We start from the raw sequence: 23,267 nt of genomic DNA, 5'->3' as shown, positions 1-23,267 counted from the left end.
GATGGCCGCGACCGGTTCGACCGTCACGCCGATCACGCCGCGCCTGCTGCGCGCCATGCCGTTGCCCGGATGCAGCGACGTGGAAGGCAAGGACGACCGCGGCCGCGTGCTCGTGGTCGGCGGAAGCGACGAGATCGCGGGTGCGGTCGCGCTCAGCGGCATCGCGGCGCTGCGCACCGGCGCGGGCAAGTTGCAGCTCGCGACGGCGAAATCCGCCGCGCCGGCGTTGATGGTCGCCGTGCCGGAAGCGCGCGTGTTCGGGCTCGACGCGGACGAGAGCGGCCATCTGGCCGACGTTCCGGAAAAGCTCGCCGAAGCGTCGCGCCGCACCGATGCGCTGGTGCTGGGGCCGGGCATGGAATCCTCGCCGCAGGCGACGTCGTTCGCCTCCACCCTGCTGCGCGAAAGCGACGCGCCGTGCGTGCTCGACGCGGGCGCGCTCGCCGCCTTCGAGACGCCGCGCACGGCGCCGCTGATCCTGACGCCGCACGCGGGCGAGATGGCCGAACTCACCTCGCGTCCGCGCGAAGAAATCACCGCGCACGCGGCGGGGATCGCGCGGGACTTCGCCCTTTCGACGCAGACGGTCATGGTCCTCAAGGGTCCCGCGACGCACGTGGCCGGGCGCGATGGGCGGGTGTGGCGCCATTACAGCGAGTGCCCGGGACTGGCGACGTCCGGCTCGGGCGACGTGCTCGCCGGCGTCATCGGCGCATTGCTGGCGCGCGGTTGCACGCCGGAACAGGCGGCGATCTGGGGCGTGTGGCTGCATGCGCGCGCGGGACGTCGCGTCGCCTCGAAGATCGGGCGACTGGGCTTCCTGGCGCGCGAGGTGTCGGAGGAAATACCGCGGTTGCTGATGCGGTTCGGGTGACAGCGGTCCCGCGTGCCGGGCTACAGAAGCCGCTAGGTGGATGTCTCGGCCAGCAGGCCGCGCAGGATGGGCTCCAGCTTCGCGATGCGGTACGGCTTCTGCACGATGGGATAGCCGCGGTACGCCTCCGGCACGCCCGACTGCCCGTAGCCGGTGGTGAACAGGAACGGGATACCGCGCGCCTTCAGCGCATCGGCGACGGGGAACGACGCGGTGCCGGCGAGGTTGATGTCGATCACCGCGACGTTGATCTCGTGCGCGTCCAGCGTGGCCAGCGCGTCCTCCACCGTCGCGGCGATCGGCGGCACGAGGTACCCCAGCCGGACCAGATGCGCTTCCAGCATCGAGGCGATCAGGAATTCGTCTTCGACGATCAGTACGCGCTGGTGCATGGCGTGCGTTTCATGAAATGGCGACTTCGCGGGTCTCGAACGGAATGACGATGTCGCAGCGCAGCCCGTCGGGTTCGAACGTCAGCCGCGCGTCGCCGCCGAGATCGTGCTTGAGGCCGCGCTGCAGCAGGGTCGAGCCGAAACCGCGCTGCGTCGGCGGGCTCACCGGCGGGCCGCCGGTTTCCTTCCACGTCAGCTGCACGGCCGACCGGTCCACGTCGAAACTCCAGTGGATGGCGACGCGTCCGGTCGGTGCGGACAGCGCGCCGTGCTTGATCGCGTTCGTGCACAGCTCGTGCAGCGCCATCGCCATCGCGACCGCGCGCCGCGGCTCGAGGATGACGGTCGAACCCGCGATGTCGAAGCGCTCGCCCACGTACTGCTGGCACAAACCGGCGGCGGCTTCGACGATGTCGACCATGTCGGCGCCCTGCCAGTTCTCGCGCGTGAGGATGTCGTGCGCGTCCGACAGCGCCAGCAGGCGCGATTCGATTTTCTCGCGCGCTTCGTCCACGTCGGGCGCGCCGTCCAGCGTCTGGAACACCAGCGACTGCACGATCGCCAGCGTGTTCTTCACCCGGTGGTTCAACTCGTTCACCAGCAGGCGCATGTGCTTTTCGTGTTCCTGCCGTTCGGTCACGTCGCGCGTGCTGCCGGCAATGGCCTCCACGTTCCCGTCGGGCCCGAACACCGGGGTGAAGATGTAGTCGTAGATCCGCACGCCCTTGGTCTTGTGCGGGAACGGCACGTCGCCGCGGATGGGCAGCCGCGTCGCGATGACCTGCTCGATCTCGCGGTCGTGCATTTGGGCGTGCCACGGCTCGTAGCCCAGTTCCAGGCACGTCTTGCCGATCGACTCGGACCAGCTGCGGCCCCACATCGTCAGCAGGGCGTCGTTGGCGTAGATGAAACGGTGCTGCAGATCGAACACGTACACCAGGTCGGGCGTCGCCTGCAGGACCGCTTCATAAAGCCGCAGCTTCGATGCGGCCGCTTCGGGGTCGTAGGCATGGGCGACGTCGTTCATGTAGATGAGCATGGCATGCGACGTGCGAGCCCATGTGAACGTTCCGGCCGCCGAGACGATCGCTCCGGCGTTCCCGTGGCGTCGGCAAAACCCGCCGTAGCCGACGCCCGGCGCGCCTCGTTCGAAGGTCGTATTGCGCGGCGCGTTAGCGCCTGCGCGCGGTCAGTTCGCGCGGGGTTTTGGTCGCTGCGCAAGCCAGCGATCGAGCTGGTTGGCGAAGGCCTGCCGATCGCGCGCATGGAACGCGGGCGGGCCGCCGGTCTGCACGCCGGCACCGCGCAGTTCCTCCATGAAATTGCGCATCGACAGGCGCTCGGCCATGTTCTCCGGGCTGTACCGCTCGCCGCGCGGGTTCACCGCGACGCCGCCCTTCTCGATCACCCGCGCCGCCAGCGGAATATCCTGCGTCACCACCAGGTCGCCGGCGTGCATGCGCTCGACGATTTCGCTGTCGGCCACGTCGAACCCGCCCTGCACCTGCAACGAACGGATGAAGCGCGACGGCGGGCACCGGACCCACTGGTTCGCCACCAGCGTGACCTGCACCTGGGCGCGTTCGGCCGCGCGGAACAGGATGTCCTTGATGACGACCGGGCACGCGTCGGCGTCGACCCAGATCTGCGGCTGCGTGGTGTCGGCGTCACTCATCGAGCGGGTTGTGTCTGCACATCGGGATGCATCGGGGCCTGGCGAATCCGGCAAGGCCGCCAGCTTAACGTGTCGCGGCAACCCGGCCGCATCCTGAACATTGCCGGCGGCGCATCACGAAACGAATGCACGGCGATGGCTAGGTTCACAGCCCCGACCACCAGACACACCGCACCATGAGCCTTCCCGTCCAGTCCCTGCCGCCCGGTTGGCGCATCGAAGCGCGCAGCCCGCACTCGCCCCGCTTCGAGGATTGCGCGATCCGCATCACCAGCCCCAACGGCGAAACGGTCGAATACCTGGCCCGCCCGTACCAGCTCGAATGCGAGATCACCCGGCAGCTCGAAGACGCGCTGGTCGAGCCGGAATCCGCGGTCGCGGCGTAACGCTCCTCAGCGCGGTCGCACGCGGTCGGCTTTCCCGGGCGCGTCGACGCCAACCGCAGGCTCGGCGTCAGAGCACGAACGTGTGCCGCCCGTGCGGCGGCGGCTGCAGGCCCTGGAACACGATGCTGCCCGCGGCTTCGTCCCTGGCGAAAGGCGTGTCGGCGCACGGCCCGGCCTGCGTCGCATCACGCAGTCGTTCGTCGATTGCCCTGGCGTCGCTGCCTGGATTACGGCGTATGTCCGCGGCGACCGTCGCGGCGCAGCGCACGCCTTCCAGGTCGCTCGCGCGCACCGCATACGGCATGTAGGCGTCGTAGCCGATCCGGCTGATCATCTGCCCCACCGGGTTGTAGAGGCTCGGCAGTCCGCCGTCCGGAGGGCGGGCCATCTCGCTCAACGCACGAGGCATGTCGCCTGGTTCGACGTCCAGCCCGTCGCTCAACCGCACCAGGTTGGCGGCGAGCAGGTTGATCGTCGCCTGGCGCTTGAACAACGGCGCAAGCGCCCAGCCATACACGCGGTTGCGCAGTAACGTGTCCTCGCCGTCCATCTCGAAGGACGAGTTTACCGCCGCCTTCGAAAACTGCCATTCGCCTGCGTAGGCGCGATGCATCGAACGCTCGGCGCGATCGATCGGCATGTTCCACGACGGCGGCGGCGACGCGTCCACGCCCTGTTGCGCGAGTTCGCGCAGCACGAGGTTTCCCATCGTGAAATGACGCCGGATCGCGGCGGTGGCGACCATCTTGGTGATCAGCGTGTCCGACGAGCGCAGCAGCATGCGCCAGAACACCAGGTCGCGTTGGAGCAGGTCGCGCGCGGCATCGGATTCGCCCTGCCGCGCGTGCTGCCACGCCTGTAACAGCAGCAGACGCTGTCCATCCGTCGTCGGCGACCACGGCGGAAACAGCAGGTTCATGCCGGTCGGGACCGTTTCGCGCCACTGTGCCAGACCGATGAGCCGCCCATAGCGCTCCAGCAGCCAGCGTTCCGAATCGAGCCATGCGGCGACGGCTTCGGGATCATCCTGCATGCGCGACAGGCAACCGCGATTGCCTTCCCGGCACGCGCCGATCAGCGCCTTCGTCGCTGCCGTCCTGTGCTGCGCGAAGTCGTGTTCCTCGCCGGGCAGCGCGGTACCGGCCACGGCGGGGCGTTCGGCCGACGCGTCGATGAAGGCCTTCCGCCGCATGCCCCATTCAAGCGGATCGGCCTGCGCCGGCACGCCCAGGCCCAGCACCAGCACGTAGGCATTCGCCTCGTCGGCGACGGCCGGCCGTTCGTCGACCGCGCGCTGAAGCCGCAATGCGTCGGCGGACGGCGCCTCATCGCGCCAATTGATCGCGACCACCACCAGCCACAACCCCAACACCAGCAGCGCGCCCGCGACCGCGGTCCACGCGGCGCCCTGCGCCAGACGCCTGAATTCCATGTCGGCTCCCGATTCCCCGGGCGCAGCTTATCGCAGGGATCGACCGGTCGTCGCCCCGCCCGCCCGCGCCTGTCCGACCTGCCCGCGCCTTCGCGTTGCATCCCATCAACACACACCGGGGAATCGCCGTGACCCATCGCCTGATGCTGTCAGCGCTCGTGCTTGGCCTGGGCTTTTGCGCATCGCCGCGCTGCGACGCACTCGACACCGCGCCGCGTCCGGCGTCGGACCCGGCGTGGAGCCGGTTCGACTTCCTCGATGCCAACCGCGACGGCGTACTGAGCAAGTACGAATACGACAGCGACGTCGTGTTCGAAACGGCCGACGCCAACCGCGACCAGCTGCTCTCGCCCGACGAACTGCAGGCCGCGCTCGGCCCGCAGCCGGCGGATGCGCCGACCGCGCCGGAACGCATGATCGCCGTCGATCTGGATCGCGATGGCCAGCTCGACGACGCGGAACTGCGTCGCGCACTGGAGATGCGCTTCAGCTGGCTCGATCGCAACGCCGACGGCGGCCTGGACTTCGACGAGATGAAGGCCGGCGTCGGCGCACGCGTGCGGCCCTGAGCCGCACGCCGCGGCTTACCCCAAACGGGCCGCGTCCTGGCGATACCCCATCGCCTGTTGCAACTGCTCGGTGAGTTTGCAGGCGCCCTCGTCCGGACGATGGACGAAGCGGATCTGCACGCCCTGCGGGCTGGTGATGATGAGCGTGCAGTTCGGCCAACCGCAGGCCGGGCCATGCACTTCCATGCGCCAGTCGGGAGGCAGCGTGTCGAGAGGTTGGTTCATGGTCGACTCCATCGGGTCCATTCGCTTACAACCGGCTGTTGAATGCTTCGTTCAATCGCGCATCGTCGGCGAGCTGCTCGGGACGTGCGATGCGAAGCGACGGATCGGCCTGGTCGCGAAGGTGTTGCGACGCGAAAAGATCGGCCTGCAGTTCTCGCGTGATCTCGCACGCGAACTGGAATGGTTTGTGGACGTAGGTGATTTCCTGTCCGTGCGGACTGGTCAATCGGATGCCGCATTCACGCCGGTCGCGTGAAGGCGGCAGCGCTTCGAGCCGCCAACCCGGAGGTAGGCACTGGATGGTGAGGTTCATATCGGTGTCTGCTCCCTGTGCAGTCCGCTGAGAACGTATAGAAGTGAACGCACCCGCCGCGTGAAGCCAGCCAAAATCGGTCACGCATGGGCCTGGCATCACGATGCATACACTTTTTTCCGACGGATTTCCGACGGGAATCCCGCGTAGGATCCTGCTCCGCAGGGGGCTGCGAACACCGGGAAAGACCGATGCGTTGTTCGTGCACGATGCTGTTCGTGGAAGACAACCACCTGATCGCGCAGTACGCGGTCGAGGCGTTGAACGCCGTTGGTTTGAACGTGCACCCGGCGCCCGATGCCCGATCGGCGCTCACGTTGTTCGCGCAACATCATTTCGATTGCGCGGTGATCGACATCGAACTGCCCGGCGGCATGGACGGCCTGGAACTGGCGCGCCAGCTGCGCAGCCTGCGACCGGATCTTCCGATCGTTTTCGCGACCGGCTACGACGCCACGTTGTGCGGCGCGCCGGCCGACGCGCCGGTGTTCCAGAAGCCCTACCGGTTCGAGGACATCGCCTCGGCGGTGTGCGCGGCGCCCCCGCCGCGCCGCTGACCGGGCAATGCCGGCGCCAAACGCCTAGAATGCCGGCTCCGTTTTTCGCCCAAGGCATCCGCACATGGCGCTCAAGGCGACCGTGGTCAAGGCCGAGCTGACGCTCAGCGACCTGGACCGGCACCACTACGCTACCTACCCGCTCACCCTGGCCCAGCATCCGTCGGAGACCGACCAGCGGCTGATGGTGCGGCTGGTCGCGTTCGCGCTGTTCGCGAGCGAGCGGCTGGAATTCGGCCGAGGACTGAGCAACGAGGAAGAACCCGACCTGTGGCGTCGCGACTACACCGGCGAGATCGAGCAGTGGATCGACCTCGGCCAGCCCGACGAGTCGCGCATCCGCAAGGCCTGCGGCCGCGCGCGTCAGGTCATCGTCGTGAACTACGGCGGACGCGCCGCGGACGTGTGGTGGGACAAGAATGCCGCGGCGCTGTCGCGGCTGGACAACCTCACCGTGATCGACATCGACGCACAAAGCGTCGAAGCGCTGGGCGCGGCGATCGAGCGCAGCATGCGCTTCAACGCGCTGATCCAGGACGACGAACTGCAGCTGATGGGCGAGCGCGGCACGACTGCCCTGCGTCCGCGCACGCGCATGGCGCCGGCCACGCAGGCGGCCTGATCGTGGCGGCGCGCATCGCGGCATGAGCGGGCACTTCGACGTCATCGTCGTCGGCGGCGGCGCCGCGGGCCTGATGTGCGCGCTGACCGCCGGGCAGCGCGGCAAGCGCGTGCTGGTGGTCGAACACGCCAACCGCGTCGGCAAGAAGATCCTGATGTCCGGCGGCGGCCGCTGCAATTTCACCAACACCGGCGCGACGCCCGCGCAGTACCTCTCGGCGAATCCGCACTTCTGCAAGTCGGCGCTCGCCCGCTACACGCCGTGGCACTTCATCGAGATGGTCGAGCGCCATCGCATCGCCTACCACGAAAAGGAACTCGGGCAGCTGTTCTGCGACGAGTCGTCCAAGCTCATCGTGAAGATGCTGATGGACGAATGCACCGCCGCCGGCGTGCGCGTGGAAACCAGCTGCAGCATCGAGCGCCTCAACCACGGCGACAGCGACGAGGCGCGCTTCCGCGTGCATACCACGCGCGGCAATTTTTCCGCGCCGTCACTGGTCGTTGCGAGCGGCGGGCTGTCGATCCCGAGCATGGGCGCGACCGGCTTCGGCTACGAACTCGCGCGCCGGTTCGGTCACGCCGTGCTGCCGACGCGCGCGGGCCTGGTGCCGTTGACCCTCAGCGGCAAGCACCAGGAACGTCTCGCGGATCTCTCCGGCGTCGCGCTGCCCGTCACCGCGCAATGCAACGGCGCGAGTTTCAGCAATTACCTGCTGGTGACGCATCGCGGCGTGAGCGGGCCGGCGATCCTGCAGATTTCCTCGTTCTGGCAGCCCGGCGACGACCTGCGCCTGGACCTGCTGCCCGGCCACGATGCGCTGGAAACCCTGCAGCAATGGCAGCGCGAACGCCCTGCGGCGGAGCTGAAAACCATGCTCGGCGAGGTGATGCCCAAGCGTTTCGCGCAACGCCTGTGCGAGCACTGGCTGCCCAATCGCCCGATGAAGCAGTACAACGCGCCGCAACTGCGCGAGATCGCCCAGTCGCTGCAGGACTGGGCGCTGGTCGCCAGCGGGACGGAAGGCTATCGCACGGCTGAAGTGACGCTCGGCGGCGTGGACACCGACGAAGTCTCGTCCAGCACCATGCAGTCCAAGCGCGTGCCGGGCTTGTACTTCATCGGCGAAGTGCTCGACGTCACCGGCTGGCTTGGCGGTTACAACTTCCAGTGGGCGTGGGCGTCCGGCCACGCCGCCGGCAACGCGGTTTGAGCGCCGCGGTACAGGCGCCGCGGCGCCCATACCGCGCGCGTTACGCGTTCACCACACTTCGCAGCGATCCGCCTCCGGCCGCACCATCGGCGCGTCGGCCTTGCACTGGAACGCCTCGCGGAACGCCGGCAGGTTCGACAGCGGCCCGTTCACGCGGTACTTCGCGATGGGATGCGGGTCGCCCTGCACCATCGTGCGCTGGGTTTCCATGCGGGTTTCGTCGCCGCGCCACTGGCCCCACGCGATGAAGAACTGCTGCTCCGGCGTGAAGCCGTCGATGGTCGGCTCCGGCCCCTTGCCCTCGCGCGATTTCTGGTACGCGCGGTACGCGATCTTCGCGCCGGCGAGATCGCCGATGGATTCGCCCAGCACGAGCTTGCCGTTGTGGTGCACGCCGGGCTCGATGAAATAGCCCTCGAACTGCTTCACCACGCACTGGCCCTTTGCCTGGAACTGCTTGTTGTCCGCCGGCGTCCACCAGTTCGCCAGGCGGCCCTGCGCGTCGAACTGCGCGCCCTGGTCGTCGAAGCCGTGGCTGATTTCATGGCCGATCACCACGCCGATCGCGCCGTAGTTCACCGCGTCGGTCGCGGTCACGTCGAACGCCGGCGGCTGCAGGATCCCGGCCGGGAAGACGATCTCGTTCTGCAACGGGTTGTAGTACGCGTTCGACGTCGGCGGCGTCATGCCCCAGCGGCTGCGATCGGTCGGCTTGCCGATCTGGCTGCGGTTGTCGGCGACGTTCCAGCGCGACGCGGCGACGACGTTGTCCCAAGCCGAATCGCGCGACACCACGACGCCTTCGTACTCCTTGAACTTGTCCGGGTAACCGAGTTTCGGGAAGAACGTCGCGCGCTTTTCCAGCGCCTTCTTCTTCGTCGCCGGATCCATCCAGTCCAGTTCGTTGATGGTGTCGTCCATCGCCAGCAGGATGTTCTTCACCATCTCCTGCATGCGCGCCTTCGCTTCGGGCGGGAAGTACTTCTCGACGTACTTCTGCCCGAGCGCCTCGCCGAGCTGGTTGTCGGTCGCCTCGGCGCAGCGTTTCCAGCGCGGCTTGATCTCGGTGGCGCCGGTGAGGAACTTCCCGTTGAACGCGAAGTTCTCCTCGACGAACGGCTGCGACAGCGTGTCGGCCGCGGTGTTCAGCACGTGCCACTGCAGGTAGGTCTTCCATTGCGGAAGCGGCGTGGTCGCCAGTTCCTTGTCCACCTGCTGTACGAACTTCGGCTGCGTCACGTTCAACGCGTTGCGCGGGATCTTCGCGGCATCGAAATACGCGGCCCAGTCGAAATGCGGCGCAAGCGTCGACAGCCCGGCGAACGCGGTGGCGTTGTCCTGCAGCTTCGGATCGCGCAGCTGCACGTTGTCGAGCGAGGCTTCCGCCAGGCGCTTTTCGAAGGCGAAGACGGTGTCGGCGTTCGTCTTCGCCTGCGCGGCCGGGACGCCGGCGAGTTCGAACATCTTCGCCACGTGCGTGAGGTACTTCGCGCGCGCCTCGACGAAACGCGGTTCGGGCTTGAGGTAGTAATCGCGATCGGGCATGCCCAGGCCGCCGGCGTACACGTGCGCGATGGTCTTGGACGGATCGTGCAGGTCCTCGCCCGCATAGACCTGGAACGGCACCGCGACGCCCACGTCGTGCAGCCGCCCGATCGTGCGTTGCAGGCCCGCGGTGTCGTTGATGGCCGCGATTTCCGACAGCCACGGCTGCACGGGCTTGCTGCCCAGCGCGTCCACGCGCGACTCGTCCATGCATGCGGCGTAGAAGTCGCCGGCGAGCTGTCCCGCGCTGCCCTTGGGCCAGTCGGTCTTCGCCGACAGCTCGGTCAGGATGTCGCGGACGTGTTCCTTGTTGACCTCGCCCGACTGCCAGCGGCGGCTCCAGCGGTCCATGTAGTTGGGGATCGGATTCTGCTGGCGCCACGCACCGTTGGCGTACTGGAAGAAATCCGTGCAGGCGTCGGCCTTGCGGTCGATGTCCTCGGGATGGATGCCGTGCACGGCTCCCGCCGAGGCGGTGGTGGCGGCTGCAAGCAACGCGACGAGCGGAAGGCTGGACCGGATCACGACGACGCCCCTGGGCTTGGGTGGGTGTCGCCACTATAGCCGCGGGCCCGGCGTCGACCGGTGCCGGAAGTCCTCCCTGCCGACATCCCCGTGAACGCCTTTGTAGCCCGGGTAAGCGAAGCGCACCCGGGGGGGCTGATCACATGCGAGGCGTAGCCACGGGCGCGCTTCGCTTGCCCGGGCTACAACGGCGCCGCATCCGACGCCCGCGACGAACCTCACCCCCGCCGCGCCTTCTCGATCGCTGCGATGTCGATCTTGCGCATCGTCATCATTGCGTCGAACGCGCGCTTGGCGGCGGCCGGATCGGGGTCGGTGATCGCCTCGACCAGCACGCGCGGGGTGATCTGCCACGACACGCCCCACTTGTCCTTGCACCAGCCGCACGCGCTTTCCTTGCCACCGTTGTTGACGATCGCGTTCCACAGGCGATCGGTTTCGGCCTGGTCGTCGGTCGCGACCTGGAAGGAGAACGCTTCGTCCGGCTTGAACGTGTCGCCGCCGTTGAGGCCGATGCACGGAATGCCCATCACGGTGAACTCCACCGTCAGCACGTCGCCCTGTTTGCCGTCGGGATAATCGCCCGGCGCGTGGTGCACCGCGTCGACGGAACTGTCGGGAAAGGTGTCCGCATAGAACGTCGCGGCATCGAGCGCGGTGCCGTCGTACCACAGGCACACGGAGTTCTTGGCGATCGGCTTCTTGCTGGCCATCCGGGTTCTCCTTGATCCAGGGACGTGGAACGCGGACGGTACCACTCCGGGGCGGCCGGCAGGTGTTCTAAAAGGGCATTTCGCCGCGCGAATCGGAGGACGCGGTGATCCAGAATCGTCGTCCACTCGCAAGCATCTGGTCCCACACGCCGCCCACGCATGTGCGCGAGCGATGTACGCCGGTGTAGCCCGGGTAAGCGCAGCGCACCCGGGATGTGCAACGAGCCCCCGGGTGGGCTTCGCTTACCCGGGCTACAAAAGCATCGAGGAGCCCGCGTAGTCGCACGTTCCCACCCTCACGGACCCGGATGTCCATCTGCCCGTAGCATCGCGCCAGACACATCGCATCACCCACCGACTCCACGGTCGGCGCGCGTGCGGCAGCGGCAGTTCAACGACGAAACATCACGACCGGATCACGCGTGGCTTGATATTTACGCACTCCGCAACATTGCTGAACACAACGTTCACGAATGTGAGCCTGGAGGGAACACATGGACCTCCCCCGCAAGACGCTTCTCCTGCTCGGGATCGCGATCGCGACGGGCGCATGCTCCACGTCGCCGCCTTCCTCCAGCACCTTCACGCGCAGCCAGGTCGGCACCGCACAAAGCGTCCAGTGGGGCGAGGTGCAGGGCCTTCGCGCCGTCGCGATCCAGAACGACCGACGCGGCGTCGCGACCGCCACCGGCGCGGCGCTCGGCGGCATCGGCGGCAGCACCCTCGGTAGCGGCACGCGCGCGAACACCGCCGGCGCCGTCGCGGGTGCGGTCGCGGGCGGTGCGGTCGGCAACGCGATGGCGGGCACGACGACGGCCGGCGTGGAGATCACCGTGCGCCTGGAATCGGGCCAGACGCTGGCGGTCGTGCAACCCGGCACGCCGAACGACTACCGCGTCGGCGACCGCGTGCGCGTGACCTCGGACGGAACGACCACGCGCGTCAGTCGCTGATCGGCGTTCGCCGGCCGCATCGCCAGCCGTGATGCAGGCGCGCCTTGCGGCGCGGCGCGTCTGCGCGCGCATTGCGAACGCCTTCGAGACGATCACACGGATCTCCCACCGCACGACGACGACAATGCGAGGAAGACATGGAGTCCGAAGGCGTGAGTCGCCGCGATTTCCTCAAGGGCACGGGACTGGTCACGCTGGCGGCCGTGACCTCGCAGGTTCCCGCATTCGCCAATGCCGCGCCTGCCGCGGCCGATGCGTTCGATATCGACAGCGCGTTCGCGCAGTTCATGCGCGACATCGGCGGCAGCGCGGACGACGGCGGCGGCAGCGTGACCTTCACCGGCGCCGACCCGATCCTGCGCAGCCATTTCCGCATCGGCGCGAGCATGGCGATTCCGGCGATGGCGGCGGGCGTCGGCGCGGCGGCGATTTGGAAGGAGCGCACCGGCGAAGGCCAGGACCTGAAGGTCGACCTGCGCGAATCGGTCTGGAACGTGAACCCGCTGGTCGGCATGGTGCTGCGGCAGATGCAGGCCGGCGGGCTGGTGCCGAAGAGCGATCCAATCCCGGCGAATCTTGCGTGGATGCCGACCGTCAACGGATTGATGATGCAGGCGCCGCTCGGGCTCGGCCATCCCATGTCGTTCCGTTCCTTCGCGACGAAGGACGGGCGCTTCATGAACCTCACCGGCGCGTACCCGCACCTGAGCGACCGCATCCTCAACACGCTCAAGTGCCCGCCGAACCTGGAGGCCATACAGCAGGCCGTGCGCCAGTGGAACGGCGTCGAACTGGAAACCGCGCTGGCCGACGCACGCGCCGCGGCGGCGATGCATCGCACCGCGGACGAGTGGTCGAAGCACCCCGAAGGTAGGCACCTCGCGGGCAAACCGCTGGTGGAAATCGTGAAGATCGGCGATTCCGCGCCCGTGCCGTTCACGCCGGATCCGCAGCAGCCGCTGTCCGGCATCAACGTCGTCTCGTGCACGCACGTGATCGCCGGCACGACCGCCTCGCGCACACTGGCCGAATACGGCGCCAACGTGCTGCACGTCGCGCGCGACCAGGCGTTCGAGCACGAGGCGCTGGTCATGGATGTCAACGTCGGCATGCGCTCGACCTTCGTCGACCTGCGCGATGCCGCGCAGAACCAGCGGCTTGCCGCGCTGATCCCGCAGACGGACGTGTTCGCCGAATCGTTCCGCGGCGGCGCGATGGACGGCCTCGGCTTCGGCCCGCAGGCCGTCGCGCAGAAACGGCCCGGCATCGTGTACCTGTCGGTGCGTTGCTACAGCCACGACGGGTCGTGGCGCGACCGCGCCGGTTTCGACATGGAGGGCCTGACCGTGTCCGGCTTCACCCTGGCCGAGGGCAACGGCACGCCGCGCTTCCCGCCGACGCTGGTGATGAACGACTACATCGCGGGCTATCTCGGCGCGGCGGGCGTGCTCGCGGCGTTGCGCCGGCGCGCGAAGGAAGGCGGCAGCTACCACGTGCGCGTGTCGTTGACGCGCGCGGGCATGTGGTACAAGTCGCTCGGCCAGTTCGCCGACACGAACTTCGATGCGAACGCGCCCGACCATCGCATCGGCAAACCGCGCACGATCACGCGCAAGACGCCGTACGGCGACATCGATCGCCTCGCGCCTCAGGTCGAACTCTCGCGTACGCCCGGGCGCTGGCGCGATCCGCTGGTGGCCGTGCGCGGCAGCGATCGCCCGGCGTGGCGCGCATGAAAGCGGCGCGTGCCATGCGCCACCGCAGCGCCTGCGCCGCGCTGCTGATGCTGGCCTGCGCGCCGGCCTTCGGCGAAGTGCAGCCGGCGGACGACGACGCGCCGTATCCGCCGCTGATGCAGGGCACGCTGTCGGCCGAAGGCGACCTGGAAGCGTCCGATGCGGAGGCGACGCGCAGCCCGTTCCCGCGCGACTCGGTGCTGGAACCGTGGTTCGCGTGGAAGCAGCAGTTGCAGGCGCGCACTGGCTTCTCGTTCGGCGGTTCGTACGGCGTGCTGTACCAGAACTATTCCGACAGCCTCGTCGGCCAGCACGATGCCACCGGCGCGAAGTTCACGCTCAACCTGTCCTACGACCTGTTCCGCGCCGGCACGCCGGAAGCGCTCACGTTCGCGATGGCGATCGAGGATCGCCGTCCGATCTTCGGCAGCGACCTGCCGCCGCTGTTCGCCGGTTTCGCCGCCGGTTCCATCGTGCCGACCGCGGCCACCTGGGGCGAGTTCGACCTGGGCGTGACGCAGGCGTACATCCGGCAGAACCTGTTCGGCAACAAGTTCCAGTACACCATCGGCAAGATCTTCGCGCCGAACTTCGTCAACGCGTATCCGTTCTTTGACGACAACCGGCAGTTCCTGAGCCAGCAGTTCTCCACCAGTCCCACGATCCAGTCGCCGCTGCGCGGGTTCGGCATGGTCGCCGCGTACTACCCGACCGACAGCGGCCTCTACCTGCAGGCCGGCATGTACACGGCGCGCAGCGACGATACCGGCAGCACCATTGACGATTTCTTCAACACGTCCGAGCACTTCTACCACTTCGACATCGGCTGGACGCAGCGCTCGCGCGCGGGGTTGCCGATCGAGGCGCGCGGCCCGACGGACCCGGACAACTTCCACATCACCAGCTGGTACCGCGACGCGCAGGAAGACGGCACGCCGCGTTCGTACGGCATCGCGTTCAACGCGAACTGGATGGTGGCGGCGCAGACGATGGTGTTCTTCCGCGGCGGCGTGTCGGAGGACTGGGCCGCGGAGAAGAGCCTGTCGGCCGGCGTCGGCTGGCGACCGGGCGGCTCGCCGGCGAACCTGGTCGGCATCGGCGCGGGCTGGACGGAACCGGCGGCGTCGTTCCTGCGCTCCCAGTACACCATCGAGGTGTTCTACCGCTTCCACGTCACGCGCAACTTCGCGATCACGCCGGACGTGCTGGCCATCCTCGATCCGTCCACCAACCCGAACGAGAGCGTGCTGTGGGTCGCCAGCCTGCGTGGACGCGTGACGTTCTGATTGCCCTCGGGCGGGCGCGTTGGCGTGCGCGCAGCGTGCTCGCGGCGATGGCGTTCGCGTGCTTCTGGCTCGCCGGATGCGCGACGCTGCCGCGCGATCCAGTGCCGGTGGAACTCACCGGCTCGGCGACGATCGCCGGCATGCCCGACGTGCGCGCGGCCGCCGGGCGACGCAGCGACGCGATGGAGCGCGACTTCCTGCAATCGCTGCAGGACGAATCGGCGGCGGATTTTCCCCCCGACGCGAACGGCGAGACCCGCTACCCGCAGCTGGCGTTGTCGGGCGGCGGATCGTTCGGCGCGTTCGGCGCCGGCTTCCTCGGCGGCTGGACGGCCACGGGCCGGCGTCCGGTGTTCAAGGTCGTCACCGGCGTATCGACCGGTGCGCTGATGGCGCCCTTCGCGTTCCTCGGGCCGCGTTACGACGACATCCTGCAGCGGCTCTACACCACCACCACGCGCGCCGACGTGCTCGCCGGCTTTTCCGCCGCCGGCGTCGTGTTCCGCCATGATTCGCTCGCGCGCAGCGACCCGCTGGCGTCGCTCATCGAACGCTATGTCGACGCCCCGTTGCTCGCGCAGGTCGCCGCCGCGCATCGCAGCGGTCGGCGGCTTTACATCGGCACGGCGAACCTGGACGCGCGCGAGTTCATCGTCTGGAACATGGGCCTGATCGCGACGCACGCCGACGCGCGGGCACTGGAACTGTTCCGCACGATCCTGCTGGCGTCCTCGTCGGTGCCGATCGTCTTCCCGCCGGTGCTGGTGGAGGTGGAAGCCGGCGGGAAACGCTTCGACGAAATGCACGTGGACGGGTTCATCGGCGCGAACGTGTTCGTGAACGTCGGCGTGCTCGACACGTCACACCTGTATCGCGCCGCCGGGAAGCACGCCGCGCGCGACGAGATCTTCGTGATCCACAACGGCCAGCTTGATCCGCCGGCGCGACCGGCGGAGCGCTCGTTCCGCAGCATCGCCACGCGCGTGATCGAAAGCTCGGGGCGCTCGACGATCATCGGCGACCTCTTCCGCGAATACGCCTTCGCGCAGCGCAACGGCTCGGCGTTCCATTGGGTGACGATCGAGACCGGCCAGGAGCTGGGCGATCCGCTGGCGTTCGATCCGGTCCAGATGAAGCGGCTGTTCGAACTGGGCGAACGTACGGCGAAACGTGGGCCCGTCTGGTACACGTTGCCGCCGGGGATCGGACCCGGCGTGCCGTGATGGGACATGCTCTCTTGTAGCTCTTGTAGCTCTTGTAGCCCGGGTAAGCGAAGCGCACCCGGGTTTCGTTCCTTGCGGCGGCGTTCCCCGGGGGCGCTTCGCTTCCCCGGGCTACAACGGCAACTGCGTTTCGACACGAACGAACGCGGCGAGCCCTACTTGATCCGCCGCTTCTCCAGCTTCCGCGCCAGCGTGCGCCGATGCAGGCCCAGCCGCCTCGCGGCCTCGGAGATGTTGAAATCGCTTGCGGCGAGCGCTTCGTGGATGTGCTCCCACTCCAGCGTCTTGATCGACGTCGTGCGTTCGGTGAGTTCCACTTCGGTGTCGCCCGCGGCGCGGTCGAACGCGGCTTCGATGTCATCGGTGTTGGACGGCTTGGCGAGGTAGTGCCGCGCGCCCAGCTTGATCGCCTCCACTGCCGTGGCGATGCTCGCGTAGCCGGTGAGCACGACGATGACCAGGTCCGCGTCGAAGGCGTGCAGGCGCTTCACGCTGGACAGGCCCGACGCGCCGCCGGCGAGCTTCAGGTCGACCACCGCATGCGTCGGCGCGAACTCGCCCAGCAACGCGGGCATGCCCTCCTCGCCCGTGAGGTGACGCACCTGGTAACCGCGCCGCTCGAAGGAACGCACCAGCGTCCGCGCGAACGCCTCGTCGTCCTCCACGATCAGCAGCCGGCGCTCAGTCTTCGACATCGTCATGTTCTTCCTCGATCGCGATGGCCGAAAGCGGGAGCGTCATCGTGACCACCGCGCCACCCTGCGGCCTGTTCCTCGCCCGCAGGCTCCCGCCCAGCGTACGCGCAACATTCATCGAGAGGAACAAACCGAGCCCGCCGCCCGGACGCCCCTTGCTGGTGTTGTACGGCGAGCCCAGCCGTTCGAGCACGTCGGCGGCGAAGCCCGGGCCGGCATCGCTCACGTCGATGATGAGTTCCTCGCCGTCGCAGTGGGCATCCATCGCGACCCAGCCCGGCGAGGCTTCCAGCGCGTTGTCGAGCACGTTGAAGACCATCTGCCGCAGGCCGGTGTCGGACACGATGAGCGGATCGAGGCTGCAACGGTTGGCGTAGCTGAACTGCGCGGGATTGCGCGCCTGCCGCCATTCCTCCGCGAAGCCGTCGAGCATCGCGTGCAGGCCCATTTCCACCGGCGCTTCGGCGCGCGGCCCGCCGGCGGCGAGCAGGATGTTGGTGACGATGGATTTGCAGCGCGCCACCTGCTGCTGCATTTCGATGACGTCGCGATGCAGTTCCCCTTCCGACGCGATGGTCGGCAGGTGCTGCCAGTCGCCCAGGATGACGGACAGCGTCGACAGCGGCGTGCCCAGTTCGTGCGCGGCGCCCGAGGCGAGCAGGCCCATGCGCACGATGTGTTCTTCTTCCGCGGCGCGTTGGCGAAGTTCGGCCAGGCGCGCGTCGCGTTCGCGCAGGATGCGGCCGATGCGCGTGAGGAACACCACCAGCAGGCCCGCGATCAGCAGGAAGCAGATCAGCAGGCCCTGCACGTAGTGATCGCCCAGGCCGCGCGCGGGTTCGACGGTGAGCGCGATGGGCGTGCGCACCAGCGTGAGGCCCGTCACGCAGAACGCCGCCGCGCCGGCGATGACCCAGCTCAGCGGCGAGCGCAGCACCACGGTGCTCAACACCACCTGCAGCAGGTAGAGGAACACGAACGGATTGGTGATGCCGCCGGAGAGGAACAGCTGGATCGTCAGCGACGCGACGTCCACCAGCAGCGAGACGAGCAGCGCATTGCTGGAGGCGTGTTCGCGCCGGCGCCACCACAGCTGGCTGGCAATGTTGAACAGCGTGAGCGCGGCGAGCACGATGAACATCGGCTTGAGCGGCAGCCCGATGCCCAGGCCGTAATGCACGACGAGGATCGTCGCGACCTGGCCGATCACCGCGATCCAGCGCAGCTGGATCAGCTGCTGCATGTTGCGCAGCCCGGCGCTGCCGCGCCAGCGCGTCAACGCGGGAAGCCTGCGCCCGCTGTCGGCGGCCAGTTCGTCCTGGAGGGTGCGTGAGGGCATGTTCGGGTCGATGACGACGCGGGGCGCGTTTTACCGGCGCCGATCATGGCGCAAGCGGCGCTCCGACGCGAACAGGAAACCGCCGGCCACCACTGTCAGCAATGCCATGCCGAACCACGTCAGCGCGTAGGACAGGTGCGAATCGCGGAACTTCACGATGGTCATGCCGGCGCGCGGCCACACCGGCGAAGCGGTCTCCCGGTCGGCATCGATGAAGTACGGCGCGACGCGATCGGCCGGCAGCCGGTGCGACTGCGCGATGGCGGCGACGTCGCGCGAGTACCAGCGCCCCTGCGCGGGATCGTTCTGCCGAAGGAAACCGCCGCCGGGCTCGCTGGTGCGCAGCAGTCCGTTGACGACCACCCTGCCCTGCGGCGGCGGTGTCACGGTCTTGACGGGGTCGGTATCGATCGCGGCCTTGCCGATCACCGGCACGAAACCACGGTTGATCAGCACGTAATCGCCTGCGTCGGTATGCAGCGGGACGAGCGACCAGAAGCCGGCGCCGAGTTCGGTCACCGCCTGCGTGCGCGTTTCCATGCCCGGCACGAAGCGGCCGGAGGCGCTCACGTGCCGGTAGCCGTCGGAGGCTTCGGTAACGGCGGCCCATTGCGCGCGCGCCGGTGCGGGCACCGGCGCGGCGTGTACCCGCGCATCGACGCGGGCGATCAGTTCGTGCTTCCAGCCCATGCGCTGGACCTGCCACACCCCCAGCGACACGAAGCCGACGAAGGCGACCGCCAGCAGCGTGGCGAACATCGCCAGCACCCAGGGGCGTCGCCCCTGGCGGACCGGTTGCGGATCGGCGGCGTCGTGCATGGCGTGCGGTTACGGCGCGTTCTTCAGCATCTCCTGCATCTCGTGCGCGCCGGGCATCATGTTGGTGTTGAGGTGGTGCATGACCCACAACGAACCGCTGAGCACGATCACCACCAGCACGACGGTGAAGATCAGCGCGAGCGCGTTCCAGCCGCCCTCGGACTTCGCGTTCATGTGCAGGAAGTAGACCATGTGCACCACCACCTGCACGGCCGCGAAGCCCAGCAGGATCAGCACCAGCAGCGGCGTGCTGATGGCCGAGCCGCCCATCACCAACGCGAACGGGATGGCGGTGAGGATGACCGACAGCACGAAGCCGGTCAGGTACTCCTTCTTCGAGACGTGCGGGATGCCGGTCTCGAGGAAGTCGTCGTCGTGGTCGTGGTGTGCGTGGTCACTCATCGCAGCGAGCCCATCAGGTAGACGAAGGTGAAGACGCCGATCCAGACGACGTCGAGGAAGTGCCAGAACATCGACAGGCACGCGACGCGGCGCGTGTTGGCGCGCGTCAGGCCGTGCTTGCGCACCTGCAGGCACAGCACGATCAGCCAGATCACGCCGAAGAACACGTGCAGCCCGTGCGTGCCCACCAGCGCGAAGAACGAGGACAGGAACGCGCTTCGCTGCGGACCGGCGCCGATGTGGATGAAGTGGTGGAACTCGTACAGCTCGATCGCCAGGAACGTCGCGCCGAGCAGGCCAGTCACGATGAGCCAGGCGATCACGCCGCGCTTGTTGCGCGCCTGCATCGCGATCATCGCGAAGCCGTAGGTGATCGAGGACACCAGCAGCACGGCGGTGTTCACCGCGACGAGCTTCAGGTCGAACAGGTCCGCGCCCGACGGGCCGGCCGCGAAGCTGCGGCCGAGCACGCCGAAGGTCGCGAACAGGCACCCGAAGATCATCAGGTCGCTGAGCAGATAGATCCAGAAGCCCAGCAGCGTGCCGTTCTCCGGATGGTGGCGGCCCTGCGTGTCGAGGAAGACCGGCGCGCCGTCTTCACGGGTCAATGCGATGGACTCAGCCACGGAACGTCTCCAGTTGCAGGGTGCGTGCCTGTTCGGTCGCGGCTACTTCATCGGCGGGGATGTGGTAGTCGCGGTCGTAGTTGAAGGTGTGCCAGATCGCGTAGGCCACCACGGCCACCAGCGATGCGACGGCCAGCCACCACAGGTGCCAGATCATCGCGAAGCCGCCCGCCGTGCTCAGCAGCGCCAGCACCAGGCCGGCCGGCGTGTTCCTGGGCATGTGCACCGCAAGGAAGCCGTCGCGGACGCGCGTGAACCCGCGCTGCTTCATGTCCCACCACGCGTCGGTGTCGTGCACGACCGGCGTGAAGGCGAAGTTGTACGCCGGCGGCGGCGAGGACGTGGACCACTCCAGCGTGCGGCCGTCCCACGGATCGCCGGTGACGTCGCGCAGCTGGTCGCGCTTGCGGAAGCTGACGTAGATGCAGAACAGGAACGCCGCGATGCCGACGGCGATCAGGGCGGCGCCGAAGGCCGCCGTCATGAACCAGGGCTGCAGCGAGGCGTCCTCGAAGTGGCTCACGCGGCGCGTCACGCCCATCAGGCCCAGGATGTAGATGGGCATGAAGGCGAACCAGAAGCCGAAGAACCAGAACCAGAACGACACCTTGCCCCAGAACGGATCGAGCTTGAAGCCGAAGGCCTTCGGGAACCAGTGCGTCATCGCCGCGAACAGGCCGAACACCACGCCGCCGATGATCACGTTGTGGAAGTGCGCGACCAGGAACAGGCTGTTGTGCAGCACGAAGTCCGCCGGCGGGACGGCCAGCAGCACGCCGGTCATGCCGCCGATCACGAAGGTGATCATGAAGCCGATCGTCCACAGCATCGGGACTTCGAAGCGGATGCGGCCGCGGTACATGGTGAACAGCCAGTTGAAGATCTTCGCGCCCGTCGGGATCGAGATGATCATCGTGGTGATGCCGAAGAACGAGTTGACGCTCGCGCCCGACCCCATCGTGAAGAAGTGGTGCAGCCACACCAGGTACGACAGCACCGTGATGCACACCGTCGCGTAGACCATCGACGAGTAGCCGAACAGGCGCTTGCCCGAGTAGGTGGACACGATTTCCGAGTACGCGCCGAACAGCGGCAGGATCAGGATGTAGACCTCCGGGTGGCCCCAGATCCAGATCAGGTTCACGTACATCATGGCGTTGCCGCCAAGGTCGCTGGTGAAGAAGTTCGTGCCGGCGTAACGGTCGAGCGCGAGCAGCGCCAGCACGGCGGTCAGCACCGGGAACGACACCACGATCAGCACGTTGGTGCACAGCGAGGTCCAGGTGAAGATCGGCATCTTCATCATGGTCATGCCCGGTGCGCGCATCTTGATGATGGTCACCAGCAGGTTCACGCCCGACAGCAATGTACCGACGCCTGCTATCTGCAGCGCCCATATGTAGTAATCGACACCGACACCCGGACTGAAGGCGATGCCCGACAGCGGCGGATACGCGAGCCAGCCGGTCGCGGCGAACTCGCCGAAGAACAGCGACATCATCACCAGCACCGCGCCGGAGACGGTCATCCAGAAGCTGAAGTTGTTGAGGAACGGGAACGCCACGTCGCGCGCGCCGATCTGCAGCGGCACGAGGTAGTTCATCAGCCCCGTGACCAGCGGCATGGCCACGAAGAAGATCATGATCACGCCGTGCGCGGTGAAGATCTGGTCGTAGTGCGCGGGCGGCAGGTAACCGGTGCTGTCGCCGAAGGCCATGGCCTGCTGGAGGCGCATCATCACCGCGTCGGCGAAGCCGCGCAGCAGCATCACCAGACCCAGCACGATGTACATGATGCCGATCTTCTTGTGGTCGATGCTGGTGAACCACTCGTTCCAGAGGTAGCCCCACAGCTTCTGCCTGGTGATCACGGCCAGCAGTGCGAGGCCGAGCAGCACGGTGCCGATGAAGGTGACCGCCAGGATCGGCTCATGGAACATGGGAATGGATTCCCATGTCATGCGGCCGAAGATCGGCGAGGTGGGGACGGTAGCGCTTTCGAGGGACATCGCGGAATTCCGGGGCTTTCAGGCCAAGAAACAGGTCGGCATCAGGACGGCGCTCAAGGCGCCTTCATGCCGACGATCGAGCCAGACAGGGACTGGGGCACGGCATCGTTGACGGAGCACACCTTCGCCGACACGTACGCGCCCAGGCGCGGGTCGCCGCGGCGCGGCGTGGCCAGCGGCTGCAGGCCCGCCAGGCCCAAGCCGCCGGTGGCGTCGATCGCCATCATCTGGTTCATGCACAAGCGGTCCATGTCCACGCAGCGGTTGAGCACCGCATCGAACAGGCCGTTGTCGACGCGCGCGAAGTGGCGCACAGGTTCGCGTTCGGACGGTTTTTCCAGTTCGAGGTACGCCGCGCGCGTGAGCGCGTCGCCGCCGGCGCGCACGTCGTTGAGCCAACGCGCGTAATCGGCGTCGGACATGCCATGGAACTTGAAGCGCATGTGCGAGAAGCCCGCGCCGCTGTAGTTCGCCGAGAAGCCGTCGTATACGCCCGCCTCGTTGATCACGGCGTTGAGCTCGCTCTCCATGCCGGGCATGCCGTAGATCATGCCGGCCAGCGCGGGCACGTAGAAGGTGTTCATCACCGATGACGAGGTGATGCGGAAATGCACGGGACGATCGACCGGCACGGCGATCTCGTTCACCGTCGCGATGCCCTCTTCCGGATAGACGAACAGCCACTTCCAGTCGAGCGCGACGACCTGGATTTCCAGCGGCTTCACGTCGGCCGGCACCGGACGACCGGCGGAGATGCGATCGAGCGGACGGAACGGATCCAGCAGGTGCGTGCTGATCCACGTGATCGCGCCCAGCGCGATGATGATCAGCAGCGGCACGCCCCAGATCACCAGCTCCAGCTGGGTCGAGTGATCCCAGTCCGGCTTGTACGTGGCGCTGCGGTTCGACGCGCGGTAACGCCACGCGAACAGCAGCGTGAGCGCGATCACCGGGACGATCACGATCAGCATGAGGACCGTCGAGACGATGATCAGCTGCCCTTGTCGGGCCGCGATATCGCCGGCGGGATTGAGGACCAACAGGTTGCAACCTGCCAGGGCGACGGTCGCGAAAAGCAACACGGCGGCCTGCAGGGCTCTGCGCACGATGGACATGGGTAGGTGGGGGCTTACGGTTTG

At 67.6% G+C, this 23,267-nt stretch carries 25 protein-coding genes; 11 read left to right on the top strand and 14 right to left on the bottom strand.

All coding sequences use genetic code 11. The annotated features are described in order from the left end of the window. Position 1: 1 nt before the first annotated feature. The gene (locus LA521A_RS08510; protein WP_281781864.1) at positions 2 to 874 is read left to right on the top strand and encodes an NAD(P)H-hydrate dehydratase; all 873 of its coding nucleotides are present in this window, start codon (positions 2 to 4) and stop codon (positions 872 to 874) included. A gap of 32 nt (positions 875 to 906) precedes the next feature. On the opposite strand, the gene LA521A_RS08505 is transcribed toward LA521A_RS08510, so the two are convergent. From LA521A_RS08505 to LA521A_RS08495, 3 genes are all read right to left on the bottom strand, one after another. Then, positions 907 to 1,266 carry a response regulator gene (locus LA521A_RS08505; protein ID WP_281781863.1) on the bottom strand — a complete coding sequence of 120 codons (360 nt, stop codon included), beginning with the start codon at positions 1,264 to 1,266 and terminating at the stop codon, positions 907 to 909. Between the two features lie 10 nt (positions 1,267 to 1,276). Beyond that, a complete protein-coding gene (locus LA521A_RS08500) occupies positions 1,277 to 2,305 on the bottom strand; it encodes a sensor histidine kinase (protein ID WP_281781862.1) in 1,029 nt (342 codons plus the stop codon). A 150-nt stretch (positions 2,306 to 2,455) separates the two neighbouring features. Beyond that, positions 2,456 to 2,941, bottom strand: coding sequence for a YaiI/YqxD family protein (locus LA521A_RS08495; RefSeq protein ID WP_281781861.1), 486 nt, complete (start codon positions 2,939 to 2,941; stop codon positions 2,456 to 2,458). A gap of 176 nt (positions 2,942 to 3,117) precedes the next feature. Here LA521A_RS08495 and LA521A_RS08490 point away from each other — a divergent pair, with 176 nt between their 5' ends. Further along, positions 3,118 to 3,327: a hypothetical protein gene (locus LA521A_RS08490; RefSeq protein ID WP_281781860.1), complete on the top strand. Its 210-nt coding sequence runs from the start codon at positions 3,118 to 3,120 to the stop codon at positions 3,325 to 3,327. 67 nt (positions 3,328 to 3,394) lie between these two features. Here the strand turns inward: LA521A_RS08490 and LA521A_RS08485 are convergent, their stop codons facing one another. Continuing rightward, positions 3,395 to 4,759 (bottom strand): hypothetical protein, encoded by a 1,365-nt coding sequence (locus LA521A_RS08485; RefSeq protein ID WP_281781859.1) that lies wholly within the window; start codon positions 4,757 to 4,759, stop codon positions 3,395 to 3,397. 128 nt (positions 4,760 to 4,887) lie between these two features. Between LA521A_RS08485 and LA521A_RS08480 the strand changes: the two genes are divergently transcribed. After that, on the top strand, positions 4,888 to 5,328 hold the full coding sequence (locus tag LA521A_RS08480; protein ID WP_281781858.1) for an EF-hand domain-containing protein: 441 nt from the start codon (positions 4,888 to 4,890) through the stop codon (positions 5,326 to 5,328). A gap of 15 nt (positions 5,329 to 5,343) precedes the next feature. On the opposite strand, the gene LA521A_RS08475 is transcribed toward LA521A_RS08480, so the two are convergent. Then, on the bottom strand, positions 5,344 to 5,553 hold the full coding sequence (locus tag LA521A_RS08475; RefSeq protein WP_281781857.1) for a hypothetical protein: 210 nt from the start codon (positions 5,551 to 5,553) through the stop codon (positions 5,344 to 5,346). On the opposite strand from LA521A_RS08475, the gene LA521A_RS08470 reads away from it, so the two are divergent. The 4 genes from LA521A_RS08470 (at position 5,552) to LA521A_RS08455 (ending at position 8,258) form a co-directional block, all read left to right on the top strand. Then, positions 5,552 to 5,809 (top strand): hypothetical protein, encoded by a 258-nt coding sequence (locus LA521A_RS08470; protein WP_281781856.1) that lies wholly within the window; start codon positions 5,552 to 5,554, stop codon positions 5,807 to 5,809. The genes LA521A_RS08475 and LA521A_RS08470 overlap by 2 nt on opposite strands. A gap of 248 nt (positions 5,810 to 6,057) precedes the next feature. Beyond that, on the top strand, positions 6,058 to 6,423 hold the full coding sequence (locus LA521A_RS08465) for a response regulator (RefSeq protein WP_281781855.1): 366 nt from the start codon (positions 6,058 to 6,060) through the stop codon (positions 6,421 to 6,423). A gap of 64 nt (positions 6,424 to 6,487) precedes the next feature. Beyond that, positions 6,488 to 7,045, top strand: coding sequence for a YaeQ family protein (locus LA521A_RS08460; RefSeq protein WP_281781854.1), 558 nt, complete (start codon positions 6,488 to 6,490; stop codon positions 7,043 to 7,045). A 22-nt stretch (positions 7,046 to 7,067) separates the two neighbouring features. Next, the gene (locus LA521A_RS08455; protein WP_281781853.1) at positions 7,068 to 8,258 is read left to right on the top strand and encodes a BaiN/RdsA family NAD(P)/FAD-dependent oxidoreductase; all 1,191 of its coding nucleotides are present in this window, start codon (positions 7,068 to 7,070) and stop codon (positions 8,256 to 8,258) included. 48 nt (positions 8,259 to 8,306) lie between these two features. On the opposite strand, the gene LA521A_RS08450 is transcribed toward LA521A_RS08455, so the two are convergent. Together LA521A_RS08450 and LA521A_RS08445 are read right to left on the bottom strand one after the other, a co-directional pair. Beyond that, positions 8,307 to 10,328, bottom strand: coding sequence for a M13 family metallopeptidase (locus LA521A_RS08450; RefSeq protein WP_281781852.1), 2,022 nt, complete (start codon positions 10,326 to 10,328; stop codon positions 8,307 to 8,309). Between the two features lie 218 nt (positions 10,329 to 10,546). Beyond that, positions 10,547 to 11,041, bottom strand: coding sequence for a VOC family protein (locus LA521A_RS08445; RefSeq protein ID WP_281781851.1), 495 nt, complete (start codon positions 11,039 to 11,041; stop codon positions 10,547 to 10,549). Between the two features lie 494 nt (positions 11,042 to 11,535). Here LA521A_RS08445 and LA521A_RS08440 point away from each other — a divergent pair, with 494 nt between their 5' ends. From LA521A_RS08440 to LA521A_RS08425, 4 genes are all read left to right on the top strand, one after another. Then, positions 11,536 to 11,994, top strand: coding sequence for an outer membrane lipoprotein (locus tag LA521A_RS08440; protein WP_281781850.1), 459 nt, complete (start codon positions 11,536 to 11,538; stop codon positions 11,992 to 11,994). A gap of 152 nt (positions 11,995 to 12,146) precedes the next feature. Next, positions 12,147 to 13,730 carry a CoA transferase gene (locus LA521A_RS08435; protein WP_281781849.1) on the top strand — a complete coding sequence of 528 codons (1,584 nt, stop codon included), beginning with the start codon at positions 12,147 to 12,149 and terminating at the stop codon, positions 13,728 to 13,730. A gap of 14 nt (positions 13,731 to 13,744) precedes the next feature. Further along, on the top strand, positions 13,745 to 15,016 hold the full coding sequence (locus tag LA521A_RS08430) for a carbohydrate porin (RefSeq protein ID WP_281781848.1): 1,272 nt from the start codon (positions 13,745 to 13,747) through the stop codon (positions 15,014 to 15,016). Then, complete coding sequence (locus LA521A_RS08425; protein ID WP_281781847.1) at positions 14,980 to 16,239, top strand: patatin-like phospholipase family protein; 1,260 nt, start codon at positions 14,980 to 14,982, stop codon at positions 16,237 to 16,239. Before LA521A_RS08430 ends, LA521A_RS08425 begins: the two co-directional genes overlap by 37 nt. A gap of 155 nt (positions 16,240 to 16,394) precedes the next feature. On the opposite strand, the gene LA521A_RS08420 is transcribed toward LA521A_RS08425, so the two are convergent. The 7 genes from LA521A_RS08420 to cyoA all read right to left on the bottom strand — a co-directional run bounded on the left by LA521A_RS08420 (position 16,395) and on the right by cyoA (position 23,243). Further along, entirely contained in the window at positions 16,395 to 16,934 is a 540-nt protein-coding gene (locus LA521A_RS08420) for a response regulator transcription factor (protein WP_281781846.1), read from the bottom strand. Continuing rightward, complete coding sequence (locus LA521A_RS08415; protein WP_281781845.1) at positions 16,921 to 18,273, bottom strand: ATP-binding protein; 1,353 nt, start codon at positions 18,271 to 18,273, stop codon at positions 16,921 to 16,923. The genes LA521A_RS08420 and LA521A_RS08415 overlap by 14 nt, the downstream gene beginning before the upstream one ends. Positions 18,274 to 18,303: 30 nt before the next feature. Next, positions 18,304 to 19,092, bottom strand: coding sequence for an SURF1 family protein (locus LA521A_RS08410; protein WP_281781844.1), 789 nt, complete (start codon positions 19,090 to 19,092; stop codon positions 18,304 to 18,306). A gap of 9 nt (positions 19,093 to 19,101) precedes the next feature. Further along, positions 19,102 to 19,494 (bottom strand): cytochrome o ubiquinol oxidase subunit IV, encoded by a 393-nt coding sequence (gene cyoD, locus LA521A_RS08405; RefSeq protein ID WP_281781843.1) that lies wholly within the window; start codon positions 19,492 to 19,494, stop codon positions 19,102 to 19,104. Next, positions 19,491 to 20,120: a cytochrome o ubiquinol oxidase subunit III gene (cyoC, locus tag LA521A_RS08400; RefSeq protein ID WP_281781842.1), complete on the bottom strand. Its 630-nt coding sequence runs from the start codon at positions 20,118 to 20,120 to the stop codon at positions 19,491 to 19,493. Before cyoC ends, cyoD begins: the two co-directional genes overlap by 4 nt. Then, positions 20,113 to 22,092: a cytochrome o ubiquinol oxidase subunit I gene (gene cyoB / locus LA521A_RS08395; RefSeq protein ID WP_281782055.1), complete on the bottom strand. Its 1,980-nt coding sequence runs from the start codon at positions 22,090 to 22,092 to the stop codon at positions 20,113 to 20,115. The genes cyoC and cyoB overlap by 8 nt, the downstream gene beginning before the upstream one ends. Before the next feature lie 89 nt (positions 22,093 to 22,181). Further along, a complete protein-coding gene (gene cyoA, locus LA521A_RS08390) occupies positions 22,182 to 23,243 on the bottom strand; it encodes a ubiquinol oxidase subunit II (RefSeq protein ID WP_425494579.1) in 1,062 nt (353 codons plus the stop codon). Between the last annotated feature and the right edge of the window lie 24 nt (positions 23,244 to 23,267).

The sequence above is a fragment of the Lysobacter auxotrophicus genome, from assembly GCF_027924565.1.
In the GTDB taxonomy this organism is placed as follows: domain Bacteria; phylum Pseudomonadota; class Gammaproteobacteria; order Xanthomonadales; family Xanthomonadaceae; genus Lysobacter_J; species Lysobacter_J auxotrophicus.
The sequence above is the reverse complement of the archived record's forward strand: the minus strand, read 5'-3'. Positions and strand labels throughout refer to the sequence as shown.